This is a genomic window from Nitrospira sp. ND1 (genome assembly GCF_900170025.1).
Taxonomy (GTDB): Bacteria; Nitrospirota; Nitrospiria; order Nitrospirales; family Nitrospiraceae; genus Nitrospira_A.
This window is the reverse complement of record NZ_FWEX01000006.1, coordinates 175029-196058: the sequence shown is the minus strand read 5'-3', so window position 1 is coordinate 196058 and position 21030 is coordinate 175029. Positions and strand designations below refer to the sequence as shown.

Genomic DNA, 21030 nt, shown 5'->3' with positions numbered 1-21030 from the left:
ACAGGATCGGACGCCGGAGCAGGGATTCATGAATAGTCCGGGTTAAGGCCAACGAGACAGCAGTCACCTCACCATGATGAAAATGTATCGGTTTCTCCTGTTCCTGCTCCGCGACGCCCGAAGCATGATGGTACTGATGGTCCTGACCGGTCTGTTGGCCGGTCTGTCCAGCGTGGGCCTGCTCGCCGTCATCAACAAGCTCATCAACGGCGCCGGGGCGACCCCGGAGCTGTTTGCCGTGGCCTTCATCGGCCTGGCGGTGCTGAAAGTCGTGTCGAACTACCTCTCCCAACTGTTGCTTGTCACCTTCGCGCAGAAAACCATCCTGAATCTCGGGATGGATCTCTGTTGGAAAGTGGTGCGGGCACCCTATCGCACGCTGGAGCGCCGCGGTGCGCATGAAATCCTGGCGACGCTGACGGATGACACGAATGCCATGGCCTGGGCGGTGAACGGGTTGCCGGGCCTGGCGATCAATGTCGCGATCCTTGCCGGCTGCTCACTCTATCTCGCGTGGCTCTCGTGGCAGGCGTTCCTCGGCGTGGTTCTTCTGGCCGTGTTCGGACTGCTCGGGTACCGGCAGCTGTATAACCGGGTGCTCCGGTCGTCGCTGGCGGTGCGCGATGCGAAAGGGGTCCTCTTCGAGCATTTTCGCAGTCTGACGGAAGGCATGAAGGAGCTGATGTTGCATCGCGGGCGTCGAGAAACGTTCGTCGATTCGGATATCCGGCAGGCTGCCGAAGCGCTCCGCCATCACAACCTGGTGACGACGAAGCAATACCTCACCACCGACTCCTGGACGCAGGTGCTTTTCTACGGATTGATCGGGGTCATTCTCCTGCTCTTTCCCAGATTGTTGTCGTTGTCGGGGGAGGCTCTGACAGGATATGCGTTTGCGATGCTCTACATGATCGGCCCGATGTGGGGTCTGCTCGGGATGGTGCCCACCCTGAGCCGCGGCCAGGTGGCGTTGGAGAAGATCGAATCTTTGGGGCTGGCATTGGGAGAAGGCGGTCGAGAGGGCGGAGCGGAGCGCGCGGTGATTCACGGCACGCAATCCCTGGAGTTCTCAGAGGCGTGTTTTTCGTATGAACCGAAAGGCGAGGATGAGCGGTCGTTCAGCCTCGGGCCGTTGAATGTGACGGTCCGGACCGGCGAGTTGGTTTTTATCATCGGGGGAAACGGCAGCGGGAAGTCGACCTTTGTGAAAGTGCTCACCGGACTGTACCTTCCGCAACAGGGGGAGGTCAGGCTGAACGGCGAGGCGATCACGCCCGCGACCCAGGACTGGTACCGGCAGCATTTTGCGGCGGTGTTCTCCGATTTCTACCTGTTCAAGAAACTGTTGGGGCTCGATCCGGCGCTGATTGAGAGTCAGGCGGAGGGCTGGTTGAAGACGCTCCGGATTCAACACAAGGTCACGATCCGCGACGGCGAGTATTCGACGATCAACCTGTCACAGGGCCAACGGAAGCGCCTCGCTCTCGTGACGGCCATGCTGGAAGATCGACCGTTTTATGTGTTCGACGAATGGGCGGCCGATCAGGATCCACAGTACAAGGAAGTTTTTTACGGTGAGCTCTTGCCGGAGTTGCGGGCGCGAGGAAAAGGTGTCATCGTGGTCACCCATGACGACCGGTATTTCCATGTGGGCGACCGCGTGCTAAAACTGGACGAAGGCAAGATCCTGGAAATTCCGAACTCGACCGCTTCAACCGGCTCGCACCGAGCGACCCCGGTGTTCAAGCCGGTGATCCGCTCCTCGGCGTAACGCAGGGTCTGCGCCTCGTGTATCTCAACCCATGTCCGGATTGCTGATTCCCTCCAGAGATTCTTCGCCGTCGCCCGCTCTGAGCCGGGAGGATGTGCATGTCTGGTTCTGCCGTCTTGCCCGGCATGACGGCCGACGCGCCGCCCTTGCCGCCCTGCTCTCGCGTGATGAACAGACCCGCGCGGCCCGGTTTGCCTTCGAGCGGGATCGTCACCGGTTTATCCTGTCGCACGGTTTGCTGCGCGCCATTCTGGCCCGCTACGTCGGCAGAGAAGCCACGCAGATTGAGTTTGCAACCGGAGCCCATGGCAAGCCGGCTCTGAGCGGTCAGTCCTGTGCCGTGCAGGATATCCAATTCAGCCTTTCCCATTCAGGGGCGTATGCCGTGGTGGCGGTGGCAGCCGGCCGGGCCGTCGGCGTGGATGTAGAGGTGCGCACGCCGGACGTGGATGCGCTCAAGCTCGCGGAGCGGTTTTTTGCGGCAGGGGAAGCGCAGCAGATTATTCAGGCACAGGGGGACGCGCAACAGCGATTGTTCTATCGCTCTTGGACGGCGAAGGAGGCCTATCTCAAAGGGCGTGGGGTGGGGTTGTCTCTCGGGCTGGATCGATTCGAGATCCTATTCGATGACGGGTCGCCGCTCGCTCATGTGCGGATGACCGACTCCGGAGCCCTCGATACGAACTGGCAGGTGCAGTCCCTCTCATTGGCCGATGACGTCTCCGGGGCGCTCGCCGTTGAAGGCCAAGCCTGGCAGGTTCGAATGTGTGATTCGAGTACAGATCTGTTTCGTTAGGTGATCTCCCGCCGGGCTGCGTCTTTTCTCAGCTGCCGAAAGAAGTCCTGTAACAACGTCTGACTCTCTTCAGCACAGACTCCTCCGACGACCTCCACGCGGTGGTTCAGTCGCGGCTCAGGGGGAATATTCATGATGGATCCGCAGGCGCCGGCTTTGGGATCGGTGGCCGCGAAGACCAGCCGCGCTATGCGAGCGAGCACGATGGCGCCGATGCACATCGTGCAGGGTTCCAGCGTGACATAGAGGGTCGTGTCGATGAGTCGCCAGCTCCCCATATGCCGGGCTGCGTCTTGAATCACGATCACTTCCGCATGAGCCGTCGGGTCCTGCCTGGTTTCCCTGAGATTGTGGGCTTGAGCAATCACGATGCCCTCATGTACCAATAACGCGGCGATCGGCACTTCACCGATCAACGGCGCCGAACGCGCGAGTGTCAGGGCTTGTTGCATGAAGCGGGTATCGAGATCGTCGAGGGGGAGCATCGTGTCGTCGGATGAATCCTGTCAGGGGCTGAACGCTACGGCAGTCGATAGAGCGCCTGCATGCTAGCACGTTCTGTGTGTGGAATGGCACCGGGAGAGGAGGCGTGAGCGGAAGGTCGAGTCACCGGCCGGTCAGATCTGCCCGATCAAATAAATCGCGCCCGTGGGTTCCGGGCGTCCGCCGTCCGGTTCCACGGTCACGGCGAATTTTTTCATCCGTGAAAATTCGGTCATATTCCTGATGAGCATACGGGCTTTCAGGCCCGCATCCAGTCCGAAGATGCCCGCGCTCACCGGTTTGTCGTCGATGGCCCAGAGCTGGTACACCTTGCCGCTCGGTAAGGCCGGCAGATTGTACGCATAGAGCCAGGCTTTCTTGGTTGACGGGTCGAATAGCAGGAAGGCGCCTGCTGATTTGGCCATGTCGGACCCGGCCAGCGACACGACTTTTGACGAGGGGTTCTTGAACAGTCCGGCAAATTCCTCATTCTGCCTGGCCAGGCGTTGAAGGGAGGATTCGTTCTGGGTCAGCTGGGTGTGCGCATCGTCCAACTCCGCTTCCCGCTGCAGCATTTGGTCGCGAAGTTCCGCGACCTCCGTGGTCCGTTGCTCGATCTCCGACTTGAGCGTGCCGATGGTCTGTTCACGCTGTTGCAGCTCCGACTGCAGGGTGGCCACACGGGCGGTCTCCTGCTGCACGGCGGCGTGCAGTTGTTGAATCTCGCCCGAACGCTGAGAGGTTTGCGTGTAGGACGACCACGCGAGATACCCGCCTCCCACAATCAGGACGGCCGCGGAAAATCCCATTGCCAGACGGAACGGCAGCGAGCGGGCCGGCGCGATGGGCGGGAACAGGTGGTTCATCCATTCGCCCGGTTCCAGGCTCGACTTCGGGCCGGCCTGTTCCGCTTCCACCGCACCCGCGATCGGTGTCGGCGCCATCATGATTTTGGCTTTGAGCGTATTCGGGGGTGTCGCCGGGGTGAGCCCGAACGGCAGCAGGGACGCCACGGTTTGATAGTCCTTGAGAGCGGCATGGCAGGCCGCGCATCCCGATAACAGGTGGGCTTCGATGGCCTGCCGCTCCGAGCGTTCGAGGGCGCCGATCGCGTAGAGGGGGACCGCGTCTTCCAGTTCCTCGTGTGTCATACCCCCTCACCCTGCGGCAATGTCTGCTGCAACGATGCGCGGAGCTTGGCCATCGCTAGTTTGATGCGTGTCTTCACCGTCCCCAGCGGCTGGTTCAGCTTGGCGGCAATCTCCGTGTGAGTCAGGCCCTGATAAAACGCCATCTCGATGGCCTGTTGCTGCGGCAGCGGCAGCTCGAGGATGGCCTTTGCCATCAGCTGACGCAGCTCGGTATCCTCCCGGGCTTCGTACGGATTCGGGCTGACGTCGGGTGTGCGCGAAACCAGGGGATGTTCGAACGAATCGGCGACGACATGTTGCCCGCGCGATGCTCGTGCACGGAGCCGGTCGATGGCTCGACTGCGGGTGAGTGTCACCAGCCAGGCGATCGGGCTTCCACGGCCGACATCGTATTTGGCGATTTTGCGCCATACCTCCAGGTAGACCTCCTGAAGTAACTCTGCAGCCTCATCGCGGTCATTCAAGATGCGGTACGCGAGGGTAAAGAGCAGGGTGCTCGATTGATCGTACAGTTGGCCGAATGCCTGTTGATCACCCTTGGCCACACGGGCCAGGAGTTTGGGGTCGATCGTCGATGCAGCTTGTCGGGAGGCAGCTTCCATGCAGTCGGCCTGGGCGCGGGCGCAATTCTCCGGATCGGAATAGGGCACACTATACCACTCTACGTGAAAAACGACTAATCGGATGTGAGAACCCGTCGGTAGTCGTAGCACAGCCGTTCACGGCAGCGTGACGGTCTTCAGCGGGGATCGAGGGCAGTGCCACGAAGGATCAGCCGGCACGGCCTCATACGTAGTCTTTCAGAATGTGCGCGGCGTCCTGTGCGCCGGACAGGGGAGGCGGGGTCGATGAAAGGGGGCGGGCGAAGGCTTGTTCTATGGCTGCGTTCCATCGTCCCTGGAGAAAATCGGCAAGTGAGAGTTCTGCACCGCGACCATATCGATGCAGGTGATCGACCAGGGGCGGCTCGTCGGGGAAATTGTATCGTCGCACATAGACGACGGGGATGCCGAGCGCCACGGCTTCGACGATCGTGCCGTACCCTGGCTTTGTGAGGATCATATCTACGGACGCCATGACCGCTTTAAAGGTCATGCCCAGGGAGGCCAGCGATAGGACGCGAGTCAGTCCATTTGGCACGACGCCATCCACAACGAAACGAAAGCCGTCCATCGCCTCCATGTGTTCGAAGGGAAACGCTCGCAGGGCAATGCCGCCGAACCCGACCAGCACGACCCGTTCAGACTGCCCGGCGCCGATGGCCTTACGGAGCGCCGCGGGTTGAGGGACGGCCGGTTCCGCGATGGGGCCGATCTCCCGGACAGGATGAAACGCGGTGATTGCAAGGGCCGGCGCCACGCGCAGGAAGCAGTCGGCTTTGGCATAGGCCTCGCGGATCTGGCGAAGAATCGTCGCATGTTCGCACCGGACGGGATCTGCGAACGGCTCCAGGACCAGATCCCAGGACAAGGAGCAGAGGCCGATGGTCGGAATGCCCGTAGCCGCGCCGGCGGCAATGCCGAGATGGGAGATATCGGAAAGGAAACAGGCGGGTCCGGCACTGCGGATGAGCGCGGCTTCAGCCTCAATTTTCTGCTGCCAATCGCTGTGCAGCACAGAGTGGGCGGCCCAGGTGCGAGAGACATCGATCTTCAGGGGACCGTCCTGGATGCAGCCGATATCCTGCTGCCCGACCTTGAGTTGCCAGGGAATGTCGAGGCGAGGTTCGAAGAAGTCGGCGGGAACGCTTGTTCGTAAAATGGCGCTGAGATTCGGCACCAATCGTCCCAGCGCGTTGAGCACCGGCACCACTTGCGCCGCGTGCCCGTAGCCGTGGCCGGAGATGGAACACCAGATCAGCGGCATGGCAGGTTACTCAAACAGGTCCCCGCCGACCCTATCTCGATACGTTCCATCCGGTCTCAGCTGTTCGAGTAGTCGGATTCCATGGGGGCGATGTTGTACATCAGTTCGAGGTCGAACTCGTCGATCAATTCATTCACGGCGTCCCGGCCCATATCGGAGCGTACTTCATTGATGACCAGCTCGATCGCCATGGCCGCATGCTGGCCGTATTGTGCGATCGCAGATTCGATCCGTTGTCTGGCTGCGTCAAGAGTCATAAATCCTCCAACCGTCCTACCCGAGCGTCCTCAAGAGTTGTTGCAGTTCCGGCACCAGATCCACACCGCCGTTGGATCGCCCGGAGACGGCTGCGTCGATCCCGGCCTTCAAGACAGGTTTGGCCTCTTCCTTCTTGCCCAGTGTGACGAGGGCGCGTCCGAGGGCGAGGTGCGACGCCACATGCGTCGGATCCAGTTGGGTGGCGACCGTGAGGTGCTCCGCGGCTTCTTCGACGCTGCCGCCTTCCTGCAAAATCTTATTGCCTAGGCCGTAGCGACCCAGGAATCCTTTCGGGTTTTTCTCAACCATTTGGCGAAACGCGCTGATATCCATGAGGCTCCTTATGAAGCGTGATTGGCTGGTCTGGTGACGCGGGATTCTACCATCACCGTTGTTCGTTCAGCTACGGGCGGCCCGGAGTCTGGCGAGCCGTTCGCGGTCCGCGTCAGCGGGCGCGCGTCCGGTTCCCAGCGCCAGATGGTGCAGCCGTTCTACACAACGGATGGCCGCGACCGTATCCTGTCGTTGTTCATAGAGTTCGGCCAGTTCCCGGAGGACCGCCGCCTCGCCGGCCGGATTGCCGAGCTTGATGAAATGCTCGGAGGCATTGTTGAAACATCGTTCGGCCTCTACCGTGCGGCCGCTGTCGAGGAAGGTCTTTCCCAGCTGACTATAGGTGCCGGCCAGGCCTTCTTCGTTGCCGACCACCCGGTGGGAGTCCAGCGCTTGCGTGAACAACCGGATGGACTCATCCCATTGGTGCTGCCGGGCCTCTTCCATGGCCAGGTTGTGGTAGAGGATGCCGAGGGCGCGATGGTCGTTGAGCGGTTTGAGAAGATCGAGGGCTTCCAGATAGTAAGGACGGGCCTTTTCGGGCCGGTCGGCGCCGATGTACAGGTTGCCGAGATTGACGAGAGTATGGGCGATGGCGTGGGGATCCTGCTCGCTACGTTGGATCGCCAGCACTTCTTTGTAGCAGGCGTCGGCCTTCTCCAATTCGCCGGCCAAGGCATAGGTGTTGCCGAGGTTGCCGAGGCTGTTCGAGAGTTCACGCTGGGTCCCGGTCAGGCGGTCGTCCTTGACGGCCGCCTCCCAGGCGACGCGTGCCTGGACGAGATCGCCACGATGGAGAAAAATGCGTGCGCGGTGTTTGTCGTTCTCAGCCATGTCTTAGAACCGTCGTTCGTCTCCCGTCGCTCGTATCTCGTTTTTGAAACGCTTTACGCTTCACGGCTTGGGTCAGTCGCCGCCCTTGGGAGTGTCTTTGCGAAACTCCACCACGATGTCGTCTTCTTCATCCAGGCCGAGGCCGGCGCGAAATGACTCAAGCAGCTCGGCGACGTAGGCAAGATGGCGTGGATCCTTCCCCTCAGGCGAGGCCAGATAGGTCTCGGAGAGCGTCATTCCGGTTTGAAAATGGCGAGCGATCGTCTCTTCTGTGACCTGTTGCCAGGTGATGTAGATACAGAAGGCCTGGAAACGATGTGCGTCGGGGTGTCGATCGGCCAGCGCGAGCAATTGCTCGTAGGCCTCGCGGGCTGTGGAACCGGCGTTGGAAGAGAACGTACTTTCAAGTTCAACGGCGCGGTCCCAATCGGCACCGAGCTCGGTTTCCGATTCCTGGAGGGTATCTTGTGCGGCCAGAGCGGCATCGAATTGCATAGATGATTCTTTCTTGAAACGTGAGCAGTGGACCGTCTTTGCGTGGTGCCCGTCGTGAAGATGCAGGCACCTCAGGTCTCAGCATACGCGGGGAGTGAAAAGCAGGTCAATGAGGTCTCGCGCTTGAGTCGTCGGCGCGAGACTTGTAGAGTGAATGGGCGGTGAGGCGACGGGGTCAAACCCGTGTGAGACAGAATATGGTGAGGTGGATATGGCCGTCGAGTCGTTCATGCTGTCGCTGGGCACGAGTGCGCCTGCGTTTACGTTACGCGATGTGGTGAGCGGTGAGGTGTATCAACTCGACTCCTTCGCCGGCTCATCCGCCTTGTTGGTGATGTTCATCTGCCGCCATTGCCCCTATGTGGTGCATGTGGAGCAGGAACTCGCCGGGATCGGGCGGGACTATCAGGGCACGGGCCTCGGGATGATCGCGATCAGCAGCAACGATCCGAAGTCGTATCCGGACGACGCGCCCCCGCGACTGAAGGAGATGGCCGAGCGGCTCGCGTTCACCTTTCCGTTCTGTTGTGATGACACGCAGGAGGTGGCGAAGGCCTACCGGGCTGCCTGCACGCCGGACTTTTTCCTGTTCGATCGGTATCGGCGGCTGGTGTATCGCGGCCAACTGGACGACTCACGCCCCGGCAACAACAAGCCGGTCACCGGTCGAGACCTCCGTGCTGCGATCGATGCCGTGCTGGGCGGAAAGCCTGTGAATCCCAGCCAAAAAGCCAGCGTCGGCTGCAGTATCAAGTGGAGGCCCGGCAACGCGCCGGTTTAGGGCCGGGAGGCTACTGGGAGAAGTTGGGAGTTGTTGGGCCGTTCTTTTGTTTTGTTGATTATCTGCGGGCGAGCGCCTGGCAAAACCGCCTCCAGTACACCCGTCGATTTGAACGGTAAATTAGACGCAAGCGATATCGAGCACTAAGGGCATGTGGTCACTGAAGGCCAGCCATTCATCGGCTCTGCCGATTGAAATTTCGGAGGATTGAAACAAATCGGCGGAAGCAAATGCATAGTCGATGTGGTAGGGCCGAGCAACCTTCCGGTGCATAAAAAAGGTGGGTTGTGTTTCCTTCCCCTGCTGCTCGCCGGTGTAATGGTGGTAGACGCTCTCGAGGCCGATTGAGGACAGCTCCCTCACGACATCACTGTGATTCCACCACCGATCCCAGACGTCCCAGCATGCGTTGCTGTTGAGGTCTCCGCAGATGATCATGCGGCGGTTCTCAACCCTTGTCTTGTGTGCTTGAAGGTATTTCCACAATTGACCGATGTAGCGGAACGTCGGCGAATTAGCGTGGCGGGTCCAAACCGCCAATACTGTGATCTTGTTGTCGATAGTAAAAGGAAGGAATGACTCAAGTCCGTTGCTGTCCCAGTCGAGCATGGCCAGACGTGCGCTGCACGAAAATACTCCCAACCCTCTGTGTTTATTACTCCCAACCCACAATGAACCGTTAGCCCAATCCTTATATGAGCTGTCTATCGAGCCCTCTGGGCTTTCGCATTCTTGAATAATATAGATATCAGCATTGAGCGAGAGAAGCTGTGGGAGCTTTTTACGAAGTGCGCCATTGCAATTCCAGCTGACAATTCTCATGAGGTGAACAAATAGGGGTGGTTCTAGCTTTGATATGTGAGTGGAAACGGCAGTTTTCGCCACCAATCAATTGCCGTCAGAAGTTACCGAATGTCCTAACGCTTGTCCAACTCATTGTGGAACAAATAAGACGATCACAACCGCCCCGCGGCTTTCGATAGACCCCAGATCTCCCGCCGCTTCAGAAAAGACAGGCCGCAACCGATAAAGATAGCCGGGGGCCCCTGTGCAGGGCGCACGCGCAACGCGCACCAAGGAGGATCGTCTATCATGGCATCGGCGCAAGAACTCGTCCAATCCTGCTCAAACGTTTTCACCCTCCCTGAGATCTACTATCGAGTTCGCGATGTCGTGGACAACCCGGACTCGACGATGGATGATTTGGCGAAGGTCCTCAAAATGGACCCGGCAATTTCCGCCCGCGTCCTGAAGATTGTGAACAGCCCGCTGTATGGGGTTCCCAAGCAGGTCGATACGGTGACCCGCGCGGTGAATTTGCTCGGGATGCAAGCGATCCGTGACCTGGTGACCGCGACGACCATCGGCCGCAGTTTCAGCGGCATGACGGTGCAGATCATGGATCTGTCTGCCTATTGGCGCAAGAGCGTGCTTTGCGCCCTGATGGCCGGCAAGATCGCCAAATCCTGCGGCATCGATGACAGTGAGCGGTTCTTTATCGAGGGGCTGCTGCGGGATATCGGGCACCTGGTGTTGTATCAGACCATTCCCGAGCGCGCTCAATCGGCGCTCATCGAAGCCGGCAACCTGGGCAGCCCGCTGGCGGAAGTCGAGCAATCCAACTTCGGGTGCGATTTTACGGAAGTGGGCACGGAACTGATTCATTCCTGGGGGATGCCGTCTCAAATCGAGCAGGCCATCAGACATCAGCTGTGTCCCGACGAGGCGGGCGACTATGCGCTCCATGCCTCGATCGTACATCTCGCCGGGGTCGTTGCAGACCACAATGAATTGCATCCCTCCGTTGCTCCGAAGGAGTTGTCGTTTCATCGGGCCGCATTGCAGTCCACCCGATTCGATGTCAGTGAGTGGCCGGCATTACTGAGCGAGGCGCAGGAGCAATTGCAGGAGACGGTGAAGTTGTTTAGTCCCGTGGCCATGGCCGCCTGACTTCAGGCAGAGTCGCGATCTCACCGCCGCAGATGCACTCGAGGTTCGAGACAGCTCGCCGGCGGAGGCGGATCTTGTTCTTGATTTTCCCCTCCAACTCGTCGAGTCCGCGCTGACCGCTCCCTTCTCATCTGCCCCCAGTCAAGCCGATCTCCTGTGCGATCATCCCTGTCCCAGGGGTGACTACAGACAATGGTCGGTTCTCCCTTCAGAATGGCGAGGGACCGACAAGGTTCGTCGTCCAGCGAGAGTTCCATCGACTGACGGGCGGGGACACAGGGAACATTGACTCATGCCTATCGATCATTCAGGAGCAACCACCAACGGTGGCCTTGTGCTGAGCGCCACGGGCTCACAATGGCGTCAATCAGCCAGGAGTCTTCTCGGCCGGCTCTGCCTGATGTTCGTCTCGATGTTGCTTCTGGTGGTCGTCCCCGGCACGTCCGCTGCGGACGACAGATGGCATCCAGGCATTTACGTCAAGATTGAAGACTGGCAATTACGTTCACCTGCGCAGATGGAGACAATTTACGAGGAATTGAGAAACACGCCTCAGCTGCGAGGTATCAAAGTGATTCTGTTGTGGGGGCGATATGAATCCAGGGATAGTCGCGGCGGAGCCAGCCGGTACGATTTCGGCCAGATCGATCAGATTCTGACCCGGTTGGGTGCACTGGAGAACAAGCATCTCATTGTGGCGCTGGCATGGCGTGAATTTAAAAGTGCGAAGGGAGCGTCAGAGATCCTGCCGAACGACCTGCAGGGGGGACGGGCCTGGAATGCCGATCCAAACCGCGCCCATACCCAGTACGAGTATCTGTGGGCCTATCGAATGAGTAATCAGCCGGGCAAGTATGCCTACAATCTCAAGTTGTGGCATCCGACGATTCTCGGTCGATTGGATGCCTTCCTTGCCGCCCTGGCCGCGCACATCGATCAGCACCCGAACCTGACGCAGATCTCCACGACCGAATCCGCAATCGGCGAGCCCGTGACTTCCTTCGTGGAGGAGGGGGGGAGTGCGCAGAGGCAGTACGATGGACAACTTGCGGTGATTCGCGCCATGAAGAAATACTTTGTGCAGAGTGACGTGGTGCCGGATTTCAACTACAGCCGGGAACATGTCGCTGCGATGGTGCCGATTCTGCAAGCCGAAGGGATCGGACTCGGGAGTTCGAACAGTAACAAGAGCAAAGGTCTCGTCCTGCAGCCGCCTTCAGGTGCACCGGGAGTGCTTACGTACTATCCGCGATTGAGTGGCACCGTAATCCTGGCGCCTGAGGTCCAGGGTGATGACTATCGAGGTACCTACGGTCACGACACTCCCCCTGACCATCCACGGTACGAGTGGATTTACCTGCGGGTGCGCGATGAACTCAAAGCCAACTACACCGTCATGCAGCGGAACAATCCCTATTGGTTGGGGGATGCCTCCACGCCAAGCATGCTGAAATTCATTCAATCCTACCCCGCCATCGTCAACGACAGCACGGGGGCGGGTGGGTTGAATCACGTCAAGCCGAAGTCCGTCCGCTAGTCGCCCCAGCCATGAACTAGGGGGCTGTTTCCGCGCTCTCATCGGCACAATACAACTTGAAGTAATAATTTATGTGCGATGCAAATTCCCATGCTGCTGTAGTTGGTATGAAGTTTGACTTCTGGAAGATTGGAGAGTCTTGGAGGCGTTGATCGGCTTATCGGCGATCCCTCGACAATTCAGGCTGTTGGACGTGCCTGCCTGAGAGCTTTAACTATCGCTTGAGGTTTCCTTTCTCGCATCGACATCCCTTTCTCGACATCCTCCGCTTGACCGGCGCCAGGAAGGCGCGTACACAAGCAGCCTAACCAGGAGGGACCTATGCCACCCAAAAGGAAAGTGCCACGGCAGTCGGGCCGCAATCGTTCGGTCGGACAGAAACGGAAGGGCGCGGCGACGAAAAGCGGCGAGGCCGGGATGACCCGCCGGTTGCAAGATCTCGTGGAGCGGATCGATGTGGTGCTGCCGGAGGTAGCCGCCCGGGTGGCGGCCTTGGAGCATCTCTTGCTGGAACTGAAACTCTGCACGCAGGAAGATTTGCGCAGCGCGCGGGAGTTCGTGCGCATTCAAGAGGCATAGGCAGCTCGGAGTGCTCACATGCCCGTGACTCCTCATATTGAAAAACACTTCACCGCCACCGCGACGGTCCGCGATATCGTCATCGGTATGGCCGACGGGTTGACGGTGCCCTTTGCGTTGGCGGCCGGCCTCTCCGGCGCGGTGGCTTCATCCGGCCTGGTGGTCACAGCCGGGTTAGCCGAGATCGCGGCCGGCTCGATTGCCATGGGCTTGGGTGGGTATCTCGTGGCAAAGACGGATCTGGAACATTACGCGTCTGAGCGCCTGCGGGAGTTGCGGGAGACGCAGCATATTCCGGAACGGGAGGCCGAAGAAGTGTCCGAGATTTTTCGCGGCTATGGTTTGCGCGATGAACAGATTGCTCCGTTGATTGAGACACTTCAGGCCAATCCGACGCAGTGGGTCGATTTCATGATGCGGTTTGAGCTGGGGCTCGAGGAGCCTGATCCGACGCGCGCGCGGATCAGCGCCTGGACGATCGCGCTGTCCTATGTGGTCGGCGGACTTATTCCGCTGCTGCCCTACATGGTGTTCTCCGATATTCACACCGCGCTCTGGTGGTCGGTGGCGGTGACTCCCGTGGCTCTGTTTGTATTCGGCTACGTGAAAAGCGGGTTTACCGGCGTACCGCCTTGGCGCGGCGGGTTCCAAACCGTGCTGGTCGGCGGACTAGCTGCGGCGGCCGCTTTCGGAATCGCCCGCCTGCTCGGTTGAGGTGGCCCGCGTTTACTTTCCTTCCTCCGCCTCGTTAGACTGGCCGCCATGACTCCTGAACAACCGTCTTCCGCCATCTCCACTGAGCTGCTTTCAACCGATCCGGTCGATCGCGTGATTGCCTATCACGTTCGAACCAAACACCATTTCAATCGATATGCGCGGTCATTGGGGTATCTGGACTGGGCAAACCAGCCCAATCCCTTTCGGCGATTTGACGGGACGCAGTTGGTGCGCTTGCCATTGCTGAAGGCAGACGAGGAGCCACGGTCGCCGTCCTACGACGCCATCTATCAACCGGGGTCTGTTCCTGTGCAGCCGCTGACCAACCGGACCGTTTCACGGTTTTTCGAACTGGCCCTCGGGCTCTCAGCCTGGAAGAAGGCCGGGGAGTCGGAATGGGCCCTGCGGAACAATCCTTCGTCCGGCAATCTCCACCCGACGGAAGGCTACGTCCTTCTGCCGTCGGCCGAGGGGCTCGACCTGAAGCCGGGGCTCTATCACTACGCACCGAGAGAACATGGGGTGGAGTTACGCGCTGACTGTTCGCCGGCCGCCATCTCGCGTCTATTGGCTCCCTTTCCGTCAGGAGCGTTTCTGTTCGGTCTCACCTCAGTCCATTGGCGGGAAGCCTGGAAGTACGGCGAGCGGGCGTTTCGCTACTGCAACCACGATGTCGGCCATGCGATCGGGTCCGCGCGTATTGCGGCGGCGACACTCGGTTGGAAGATGGCGCTGTTGGATGGAGCCGATCAGAACCAGACCGCGAGGGTACTGGGAACCCACCGCGTAGACGATTTCAGCGGGGTGGAGCCGGAACATCCAGATTGTCTCGCGGTGATCTGGCCTGTTGAAGCCGAGGCTCGTGCATCGAGCTCATCGCGTGAGAATCAAAATTTGCCGTTGTTTCTGGAGGAGGCGGCCGTCACCGGTGTGGCTGTGGGGCCGTGGCATGGGAAGGCCAATGAGCTGAGTCGCGAACATGGGGTGCATTGGGACGTCATCGATCAGGTGGCAGAGGCCTCTTGGAAGACCAGCCTGGAGCACCCGATCGTGTCGCTTGCTGGGACCCCCATTGTCCCACCCGAGACGCTTCACGCTTCACGAACGACGGACGACGCAGCGGCGATCATCAGGCAGCGCCGCAGCGCCGTCTCCTTCGATGGCCGCACATCTATTTCAGCCGCCACATTCTTTCACATCCTGCAGCGGGTGATGCCTCGCGTGGAGCGACCGCAATTGCAGCGGCCCATGCCGTGGGATGTCCTGCCTTGGGATCCGGCGATTCATCTCATGCTGTTTGTGCATCGCGTCGAGGGGCTGGAGGCCGGGCTGTATATGCTGGCGCGTGACCCGAACAAGCTGCCGTTTCTGCAGCAATCGATGAATCCCGAATTGGAATGGACCCCGGCACCTGGCTGTCCGAACGATCTTCCGCTGTTCTGGCTGCTGCAGGGGGATGCACAACGTCTGGCGGCGCAAGTCAGTTGCCAACAGGGCATTGCCGGCGATAGTGCCTTTTCGCTCGGGATGCTGGCGGAGTTCGAGGGCCGCTTGCGGCAGGGCGGGGCTTGGTGGTATCCACGCCTGTTCTGGGAGGCCGGCGTGGTCGGGCAGGTGCTTTATCTGGAGGCGGAGGCAGCGGGAGTGCGGGGCACGGGCATTGGCTGCTTTTTCGACGACCCGGTGCATGAGGTCGTGGGCATCAAGGACCTGTCCATTCAATCGCTGTATCACTTTACAGTCGGCGGACCGGTGGACGACCAGCGGCTCATGACGCTTCCTCCCTATCATCACCTCCAGCATGAGTGATTGTGCAGGACCTGCTTTGAACGAGAGACGAACGACGAGATACGAGGAACGAGCTCATTATGTTTAAGATCAAGAAGAAGATTGAAAAGCCGAAGCCGCCGATTTTGTACAACGTGATCGAAGATTACTCGGAGTTCGATGCGCCGGGTAACGTGACGGCCTGCGCCATGACGTTGCCGGAAGACCAGGCAGCGCATGCGAAAATTCTGGCCGAAAGTTACGACGTCCCGTTGGAGCAGATGACGCAGCTGCTCGCGGAGGGCGGTGTCTATGTGTATCCCCAAGTGGGCGGATTACTGACGCGTGGCCTCTTTGCTTGCCGGATCGATACCACGGGCGCCACGCCGAAACAGACCTGGGTGCTCGACCTGATGCAGTTTGCCGAGGCGGAGCAATGGGCCCGGTTGCGCGCGGTGCCGTTGATCGAGGCGGCGACAGAGGTGTTCTATCGAACGCTTCCCGAGGAATTAAAGACCAAGCTGGCAAAAAAGAATCTCGGCCTCGATTACCGGACCCTCGACCGTGCGGTAGCGAAGGGCGGCGACATTAAGTTCATCGACTTCCGCAAAGACTGGTCTCCCCATTTCAAGAGGCTCTGCATCATGCCCGATGGACGTTTGGTGGAAACGGGCGGGCTGGAGGAGTTTGCGCAGCTGCACCAGATTACGGTGTCGCAGGCCAAGAAACTCGTGGAGGAGGGTGGGACGATGGATGTGGCCGGCGGAGAAGTGCTGGCCTGTCAGATCGTGAACGGTCAACCGGCAGTCGCCCGCTTCAGCGCGAAGAACTACACAAAAGCGAAAGAATTGGCGGCGAGCAAAGGGCTGCATATTCTCGATGCCTTGAGCGAAGTGGCCTATAACGATTCGGTGATGATGCGAACGTTGCAGCGGAAGGATCTGGGGGGACGGATTTAATCCTCAGCACGCACCAGGATTCCGCCGATGCGGCCGGTCAACCTTGTCCGCTCCGGTGCCTGTGGAACAGAGGACCTGTGAGCCATGAAGCAAACGATTCTCATCGGTGTCGCGAGTCTGCTGCTCGCCGGTTGTGCGGGGCCCAAGCTGATTCTCTATCCCAACGATCACTATCGACAGGTCGGCGCCGATGCGGCCGAATCGGATATCAAAGACTGCATGACCTTGGCCGAGCAAGCCGGGGCCTCTCCCAGCGAAGGAAAAACCGCGCAAGTTGCCACCGGCACGGTGGCGGGCGGGGCGATCGGATCGGCCGCCGGTGCGGTGGGCGGAGCGATCCTGGGACATCCGGGGCGTGGAGCCATGGTCGGCGCAGCCAGCGGCGCGACGGCCGGGTTTCTGCGAGGCCTGTTCAGGCGATCGCCGCCGAGCGGGGCGTTTACCAACTATGTGGATCGTTGTCTGCGTGATCGGGGATATGATCCGACAGGCTGGCAATAATCTTATGCGGCCGGTTCCACCACTCGTGCCATATATCTCCTGACATACGCTTCCCCCGCTTTCATCCCGATATACGCACCCAGGACATTGTCCAGCAGGTCGAGAAGCGATGTGCTGCGGTTGTGACAATAGACCTGGTAGTACTCGATGCTGAAGGACAGTGCGAAGGCCATCAGCACAAGGTGGCCGGGAGAGAAGGATTTGCCGCCCAATCCGCGCAGGGTATAAAGCAGGCCGAAGGGGAGGAAGAGGAGGATGTTGGCCACGGCATCGATGCCGAGATCCAGGAGGATGGCCGGCGAACTCAGCTGGTCCGGTGTCGGCACCCAGCGAATGTATTGCCAATGCGCGTGGCCGACAAAGTTATGCAGCGGGAGGATACCCACGAGCACGATCAGCATGCTCCAGGCACACCAGAGACGCCATGCGCGAGTGGGGGTTAGAAACACGGGTGTTTGGCTGTGGCTGTCCGCTGCACCGTTCGATTCTTGCAGAAGCAGCGGTGGGGTTTCCAGCAGATTTTCCTTCGTGAACGGCTTCCGGGGGAAGGGCAGGGGCGCGGAGGGGCGTGCGGATTACTTCTGAGCCAGTTCCGCTTCCACGGCGTTCAGCATTTCCTTCAAGTCGAAGGGTTTTTCGAAGGTCCGGTGGGCGCCGAAGAGTTTCGCGATATCCAGAAAGTTCCGGTCCCCTTGCGCGCCGGTCATCGCGATGATTTTCGTGTCCATGTATTCGCGGGTCAGTTGCAGGGTGGCTTCCAGTCCATCGACCTCCGGCATGAGCAGGTCCATGATCAGCAGGTCGGCTTTATGTTTTTGATAGAGATCCAGCGCCTCCCGCCCATCTTTCGCCTCGACGACCTTGTGCCCTGATCGTTCCAGGACCTCCCGCAGGAGGCCGCGGATGGATGGTTCGTCGTCGATCACCATGATGGTCGCCATAACTACTCCTCAGGATGGGCACCGGTTCTGCGTGTGATGGAACGATTTCGCAGTATTCGGGCTCGGTTGCAGACAATTCGACTCGTAGAGGAAGCTTACCGCGGTGACGAAAGTCTGTCCAGGAAAGAGTCTGAAACAGCTGGGCATCGATTCGACCCTCTCCTGCTTCCCCTTGGTCAGACAATAGGTTACGCGCCGGTTTCGTTCATGTCTGCCTGGTCGGTAAGGGGCCGCGGCCTCATGGTCTCGTCACGCACCCAGTAGGGATACAGGGCCGGAATGACCAACAAGGTCAAGGCTGTCGAGGTCAGGAGGCCTCCGATCACTACTGTCGCCAGTGGGCGTTGCACTTCCGCGCCCATGCTGGTCGCCAAGGCCATGGGGAGAAATCCCAGGCTCGCCACCAGGGCCGTCATCAGTACCGGGCGGAGTCGATCCATGGCCCCTTGGACAACCGCCTCGCCGGTCGATGCGCCCTCCGCTTCCAGCCGGCGGATATGGCTCACCAGGACGACTGCGTTGAGCACGGCAATTCCGAAGAGCGCGATAAACCCGATGATGGCCGAGATGCTGAGCGGCAACCCCCGGAGCCACAGCGCCAGAATGCCGCCTGACAGCGCCAGCGGCACATTGAGAAAGATCAGCAGGGCAGGCCGCATTGCGCCGAAGATCACCGACAACATCCCGAGGATCAGCAGCAGCGTGACCGGCACCACCAGGGTCAGACGGCGAGTGGCCTCCTGCAGGTGTTCGAATTGCCCGCCCCAGCGCATCTCGTATCCGGCGGGCAGGGTGACTACCCGGGCGACGGCCTGTCGGGCCTCGGCCACAAACCCACCTAGATCCCGTCCTCTAATGTTGCACTCCACGACGATCCGCCGTTGCACATGTTCACGGCTGACCTGCGCCGGGCCTGAATCCACTGTGATGCTCGTCACACGCGAGAGGGGTACCAGTTCGCCATGCATAGTCGGGATCAGCAGGTTGCCCAACGACGCCGGATCCTGCGACACCCGGTCGGCCAACCGCACGACCAGCTCGAATCGACGGGAGCCCTGCACGACGGTGCCGACGACCGTTCCCACCCGGGTCGATTGAATGAGCGTGAGCACTTCGTCGGCGGTGAGCCCGTATCGGGCGATTGCTGCGCGATCCACGATGACACGCAGCAGCGGGAGCCCTGCGACCTGTTCGACCTTGACGTCTGCCGCGCCCGGTACGGCTTGGAGCGCGCGCGCCGCGCGTTCAGCTTGCTGCTTGAGAATGTCCAGGTCGGGGCCGAAAATCTTGACGGCCAGATCCGATCGCACGCCGGCGATCAACTCATTGAAACGCATTTCGATCGGTTGGGTGAATCCGAGGCCGACACCGGGTACCTGTTCCTCGATGCGTCGTTTCATGGCTTCGATCAAGCCGTCGCGAGTCCCGGCTGTCACCCATTCCTGTTGAGGCTTGAGGATGATGAAGACATCGGAAAGTTCGACGCCCATCACATCTGTTGCCACTTCGGGGCTGCCCGTGCGCGTGACCACCTGAGTGACCTCGGGAAAACGGCGGAGCACCCGCTCGATCTCGAGTGCAGTGGCCACCGATTCGGTCAGCGAGATGCTGGGCAACCGCCACACTTGCAGCGCAAGGTCGCCTTCTTCCAGCCTGGGCACGAACTCGATGCCGAGCCTGGTTCCTGCCCCCAGGCTGATGATAAACAAGATGATGGCAATCGAGACCGGCCAGACAGGCCGCGCCACGGCCCATTTGAGCCAAGGGGCATAGGCGCCTCTCAGGCCGCGAATGACCAGGGTTTCTTGCCGGTTCGCTCCGGTCCGTACGAACCAGTACGACAGCAGCGGCGTCACGGTGACTGCGAGGAGCAGGGAGCCGGCCAGGGCCATGATCACGGTGAACGCCATTGGACGGAACATCTTGCCCTCGATACCGGTCAGGGCCAGGATTGGCACATACACCAGAATGATGATGCTCACGGCCAGGGTCATGGGACGCAGGACTTCCCGTCCGGCCGCCAGCACGGTCGCGAGGCGCTCGTCCCGGTTACGCACCGGCTTGTCCGCTAGTCGGCGCAGGATGTTGTCGATCATGACCACGGAGCCGTCGACCAATAACCCGAAGTCGATGGCGCCCAGGCTCATTAAATTGCCCGAGAGCCCGGCCTGCATCATGCCGGTGAAGGCGATCAGCATGGCGAGAGGAATGGCCGACGCGACGATCAGTCCGGCCCGCAGGTCGCCGAGAAAGAGAAACAGCACGGCGACGACCAGCAGGCCGCCTTCAAGCAGGTTATTGCGCACGGTCGTCATGACCTTGGACACAAAAATCGTGCGATCGTAGTAGGGTTCGATGGTGACACCGGAGGGCAGGGTCGCCTGGATTTCCTGCACGCGTGCTTTCACGCGGGTCACGACCTGTTGGGCGTTTTCACCCGCGAGCATCTGTACCATTCCGATGACCGTCTCGCCTTCGCCCATGGCCGTAGCTGCGCCGATCCGGAGTCCTGAGCCTTCTTTTACCTCGGCCACGTCGGCAATGTAGACGGGCACACCGCCCGATCCGTGGGCCACGACGATCCGGGCCAGGTCGCTCACCTGTGTGGCGAGCGCTTCCCCTCGAATGAGCAGTTGCTCACGCTGATGTTCGATATATCCACCGCCGGCGATCGCATTGTTCCGTTGCAGCGCGTCGAAGATCTGCTTCATGGTCAACTTGAAGGAAAGAAGCTTCGACGGATCCACGATGACGTGGAACTGTTGTGGCTCGCCTCCCCAGATATTGACCTCGACCACGCCGGGCACAGCGCGTAATTTCATCCCGATGTCCCACTGCAACAGCGTTCGCAGGGCCATGGGACTATAGCCAGGTCCTTTGACCGTGAACTGATACACTTCGCCCAACCCGGTGGTTAAGGGGCCCATGACCGGACGGCCATATTCCGCAGGGATGCGCTCCATGGCCTGCGCCAACCGTTCGGTCACGAACTGTCTGGCCCGGGAAATGTCGGTCTGGTCGTCGAAGATCGCTGTCACGGCGGAGAGTCCGTAACGTGAAACGGAACGCAGCTCCCGCAATGCCGGCAAGCCGTTCAAGGACGCCTCGATGGGGAACGTCACAAACTGCTCGACTTCTACCGGGCCCAAGGCAGGAGCGCGGGTGAGAACTTGGACTTGCACCGGTGTGAGGTCGGGGACGGCGTCGATGGTGAGGTTCGTAAAGGACCAGATGCCCGTGGCAATTACGACGGCGATCGCCACCAGAGTAAAAAATCGATAGCGGAGCGAAAATGTCAGCAGGTGGTTCAT

At 60.1% G+C, this 21030-nt stretch carries 22 protein-coding genes; 10 read left to right on the top strand and 12 right to left on the bottom strand.

The features are described 5' to 3' along the window. The first annotated feature begins 73 nt into the window (after positions 1–73). Both NSND_RS05475 and NSND_RS05470 read left to right on the top strand, forming a co-directional pair. Positions 74–1771: a cyclic peptide export ABC transporter gene (locus NSND_RS05475; RefSeq protein ID WP_080878031.1), complete on the top strand. Its 1698-nt coding sequence runs from the start codon at positions 74–76 to the stop codon at positions 1769–1771. Positions 1772–1802: 31 nt separating this feature from the next. Continuing rightward, positions 1803–2567, top strand: a complete 765-nt coding sequence (locus NSND_RS05470) for a 4'-phosphopantetheinyl transferase family protein (protein WP_080878030.1) — start codon at positions 1803–1805, stop codon at positions 2565–2567. Here NSND_RS05470 and tadA read toward each other — a convergent pair. From tadA to NSND_RS05430, 8 genes are all read right to left on the bottom strand, one after another. Next, on the bottom strand, positions 2564–3052 hold the full coding sequence (gene tadA / locus NSND_RS05465) for a tRNA adenosine(34) deaminase TadA (RefSeq protein WP_080878029.1): 489 nt from the start codon (positions 3050–3052) through the stop codon (positions 2564–2566). The genes NSND_RS05470 and tadA overlap by 4 nt on opposite strands. A 132-nt stretch (positions 3053–3184) precedes the next feature. Then, the gene (locus NSND_RS05460) at positions 3185–4201 is read right to left on the bottom strand and encodes an anti-sigma factor (protein WP_080878028.1); all 1017 of its coding nucleotides are present in this window, start codon (positions 4199–4201) and stop codon (positions 3185–3187) included. Beyond that, positions 4198–4851 (bottom strand): sigma-70 family RNA polymerase sigma factor, encoded by a 654-nt coding sequence (locus tag NSND_RS05455; protein ID WP_143833420.1) that lies wholly within the window; start codon positions 4849–4851, stop codon positions 4198–4200. The genes NSND_RS05460 and NSND_RS05455 overlap by 4 nt, the downstream gene beginning before the upstream one ends. A gap of 136 nt (positions 4852–4987) precedes the next feature. Further along, entirely contained in the window at positions 4988–6067 is a 1080-nt protein-coding gene (locus tag NSND_RS05450) for a glycosyltransferase family protein (protein WP_080878026.1), read from the bottom strand. A 56-nt stretch (positions 6068–6123) separates the two neighbouring features. Next, positions 6124–6324, bottom strand: coding sequence for a hypothetical protein (locus tag NSND_RS05445; RefSeq protein ID WP_080878025.1), 201 nt, complete (start codon positions 6322–6324; stop codon positions 6124–6126). 16 nt (positions 6325–6340) lie between these two features. Then, positions 6341–6658: a tetratricopeptide repeat protein gene (locus NSND_RS05440; RefSeq protein WP_013248306.1), complete on the bottom strand. Its 318-nt coding sequence runs from the start codon at positions 6656–6658 to the stop codon at positions 6341–6343. Positions 6659–6724: 66 nt separating this feature from the next. Then, positions 6725–7492 carry a tetratricopeptide repeat protein gene (locus tag NSND_RS05435; RefSeq protein WP_080878024.1) on the bottom strand — a complete coding sequence of 256 codons (768 nt, stop codon included), beginning with the start codon at positions 7490–7492 and terminating at the stop codon, positions 6725–6727. A gap of 72 nt (positions 7493–7564) precedes the next feature. Next, entirely contained in the window at positions 7565–7987 is a 423-nt protein-coding gene (locus NSND_RS05430) for a hypothetical protein (RefSeq protein ID WP_080878023.1), read from the bottom strand. A 211-nt stretch (positions 7988–8198) separates the two neighbouring features. Between NSND_RS05430 and NSND_RS05425 the strand changes: the two genes are divergently transcribed. Beyond that, complete coding sequence (locus NSND_RS05425; protein ID WP_080878022.1) at positions 8199–8768, top strand: thioredoxin family protein; 570 nt, start codon at positions 8199–8201, stop codon at positions 8766–8768. 120 nt (positions 8769–8888) lie between these two features. On the opposite strand, the gene NSND_RS05420 is transcribed toward NSND_RS05425, so the two are convergent. Then, positions 8889–9590, bottom strand: a complete 702-nt coding sequence (locus NSND_RS05420; protein WP_080878021.1) for an endonuclease/exonuclease/phosphatase family protein — start codon at positions 9588–9590, stop codon at positions 8889–8891. A 270-nt stretch (positions 9591–9860) separates the two neighbouring features. On the opposite strand from NSND_RS05420, the gene NSND_RS05415 reads away from it, so the two are divergent. The 7 genes from NSND_RS05415 to NSND_RS05385 all read left to right on the top strand — a co-directional run bounded on the left by NSND_RS05415 (position 9861) and on the right by NSND_RS05385 (position 16778). Beyond that, the gene (locus NSND_RS05415; RefSeq protein ID WP_080878020.1) at positions 9861–10718 is read left to right on the top strand and encodes an HDOD domain-containing protein; all 858 of its coding nucleotides are present in this window, start codon (positions 9861–9863) and stop codon (positions 10716–10718) included. 292 nt (positions 10719–11010) lie between these two features. Further along, on the top strand, positions 11011–12255 hold the full coding sequence (locus NSND_RS05410) for a hypothetical protein (protein WP_143833419.1): 1245 nt from the start codon (positions 11011–11013) through the stop codon (positions 12253–12255). Between the two features lie 321 nt (positions 12256–12576). Then, positions 12577–12834, top strand: a complete 258-nt coding sequence (locus NSND_RS05405) for a hypothetical protein (protein WP_080878018.1) — start codon at positions 12577–12579, stop codon at positions 12832–12834. Between the two features lie 18 nt (positions 12835–12852). Continuing rightward, on the top strand, positions 12853–13548 hold the full coding sequence (locus NSND_RS05400; protein WP_080878017.1) for a VIT1/CCC1 transporter family protein: 696 nt from the start codon (positions 12853–12855) through the stop codon (positions 13546–13548). Positions 13549–13596: 48 nt separating this feature from the next. Next, positions 13597–15360 (top strand): SagB/ThcOx family dehydrogenase, encoded by a 1764-nt coding sequence (locus NSND_RS05395; protein ID WP_080878016.1) that lies wholly within the window; start codon positions 13597–13599, stop codon positions 15358–15360. 59 nt (positions 15361–15419) lie between these two features. Continuing rightward, the gene (locus tag NSND_RS05390; RefSeq protein ID WP_080878015.1) at positions 15420–16277 is read left to right on the top strand and encodes a hypothetical protein; all 858 of its coding nucleotides are present in this window, start codon (positions 15420–15422) and stop codon (positions 16275–16277) included. An 84-nt stretch (positions 16278–16361) separates the two neighbouring features. Then, positions 16362–16778, top strand: a complete 417-nt coding sequence (locus NSND_RS05385) for a glycine zipper family protein (RefSeq protein ID WP_080878014.1) — start codon at positions 16362–16364, stop codon at positions 16776–16778. Positions 16779–16780: 2 nt separating this feature from the next. Here the strand turns inward: NSND_RS05385 and NSND_RS05380 are convergent, their stop codons facing one another. The 3 genes from NSND_RS05380 to NSND_RS05370 form a co-directional block, all read right to left on the bottom strand. Continuing rightward, positions 16781–17179 carry a VanZ family protein gene (locus tag NSND_RS05380; protein WP_080878013.1) on the bottom strand — a complete coding sequence of 133 codons (399 nt, stop codon included), beginning with the start codon at positions 17177–17179 and terminating at the stop codon, positions 16781–16783. 174 nt (positions 17180–17353) lie between these two features. Then, positions 17354–17719, bottom strand: coding sequence for a response regulator (locus tag NSND_RS05375; protein ID WP_013248319.1), 366 nt, complete (start codon positions 17717–17719; stop codon positions 17354–17356). Between the two features lie 188 nt (positions 17720–17907). Further along, positions 17908–21030, bottom strand: a complete 3123-nt coding sequence (locus tag NSND_RS05370) for an efflux RND transporter permease subunit (protein WP_080878012.1) — start codon at positions 21028–21030, stop codon at positions 17908–17910.

Bases quoted from the DNA above. Each gene is read 5' to 3' on its own strand.
- NSND_RS05420 (WP_080878021.1), bottom strand. From the start codon at position 9,590: ATGAGAATTGTCAGCTGGAATTGCAATGGCGCACTTCGTAAAAAGCTC.
- NSND_RS05400 (WP_080878017.1), top strand. From the start codon at position 12,853: ATGCCCGTGACTCCTCATATTGAAAAACACTTCACCGCCACCGCGACG.
- NSND_RS05470 (WP_080878030.1), top strand. From the start codon at position 1,803: ATGTCCGGATTGCTGATTCCCTCCAGAGATTCTTCGCCGTCGCCCGCT.
- NSND_RS05425 (WP_080878022.1), top strand. From the start codon at position 8,199: ATGGCCGTCGAGTCGTTCATGCTGTCGCTGGGCACGAGTGCGCCTGCG.
- NSND_RS05435 (WP_080878024.1), bottom strand. From the start codon at position 7,492: ATGGCTGAGAACGACAAACACCGCGCACGCATTTTTCTCCATCGTGGC.
- NSND_RS05430 (WP_080878023.1), bottom strand. From the start codon at position 7,987: ATGCAATTCGATGCCGCTCTGGCCGCACAAGATACCCTCCAGGAATCG.
- NSND_RS05475 (WP_080878031.1), top strand. From the start codon at position 74: ATGATGAAAATGTATCGGTTTCTCCTGTTCCTGCTCCGCGACGCCCGA.
- tadA (WP_080878029.1), bottom strand. From the start codon at position 3,052: ATGCTCCCCCTCGACGATCTCGATACCCGCTTCATGCAACAAGCCCTG.
- NSND_RS05375 (WP_013248319.1), bottom strand. From the start codon at position 17,719: ATGGCGACCATCATGGTGATCGACGACGAACCATCCATCCGCGGCCTC.
- NSND_RS05440 (WP_013248306.1), bottom strand. From the start codon at position 6,658: ATGGATATCAGCGCGTTTCGCCAAATGGTTGAGAAAAACCCGAAAGGA.
- NSND_RS05460 (WP_080878028.1), bottom strand. From the start codon at position 4,201: ATGACACACGAGGAACTGGAAGACGCGGTCCCCCTCTACGCGATCGGC.
- NSND_RS05385 (WP_080878014.1), top strand. From the start codon at position 16,362: ATGAAGCAAACGATTCTCATCGGTGTCGCGAGTCTGCTGCTCGCCGGT.
- NSND_RS05445 (WP_080878025.1), bottom strand. From the start codon at position 6,324: ATGACTCTTGACGCAGCCAGACAACGGATCGAATCTGCGATCGCACAA.
- NSND_RS05380 (WP_080878013.1), bottom strand. From the start codon at position 17,179: ATGCTGATCGTGCTCGTGGGTATCCTCCCGCTGCATAACTTTGTCGGC.
- NSND_RS05405 (WP_080878018.1), top strand. From the start codon at position 12,577: ATGCCACCCAAAAGGAAAGTGCCACGGCAGTCGGGCCGCAATCGTTCG.
- NSND_RS05390 (WP_080878015.1), top strand. From the start codon at position 15,420: ATGTTTAAGATCAAGAAGAAGATTGAAAAGCCGAAGCCGCCGATTTTG.
- NSND_RS05450 (WP_080878026.1), bottom strand. From the start codon at position 6,067: ATGCCGCTGATCTGGTGTTCCATCTCCGGCCACGGCTACGGGCACGCG.
- NSND_RS05370 (WP_080878012.1), bottom strand. From the start codon at position 21,030: ATGAACCACCTGCTGACATTTTCGCTCCGCTATCGATTTTTTACTCTG.
- NSND_RS05410 (WP_143833419.1), top strand. From the start codon at position 11,011: ATGCCTATCGATCATTCAGGAGCAACCACCAACGGTGGCCTTGTGCTG.
- NSND_RS05415 (WP_080878020.1), top strand. From the start codon at position 9,861: ATGGCATCGGCGCAAGAACTCGTCCAATCCTGCTCAAACGTTTTCACC.
- NSND_RS05395 (WP_080878016.1), top strand. From the start codon at position 13,597: ATGACTCCTGAACAACCGTCTTCCGCCATCTCCACTGAGCTGCTTTCA.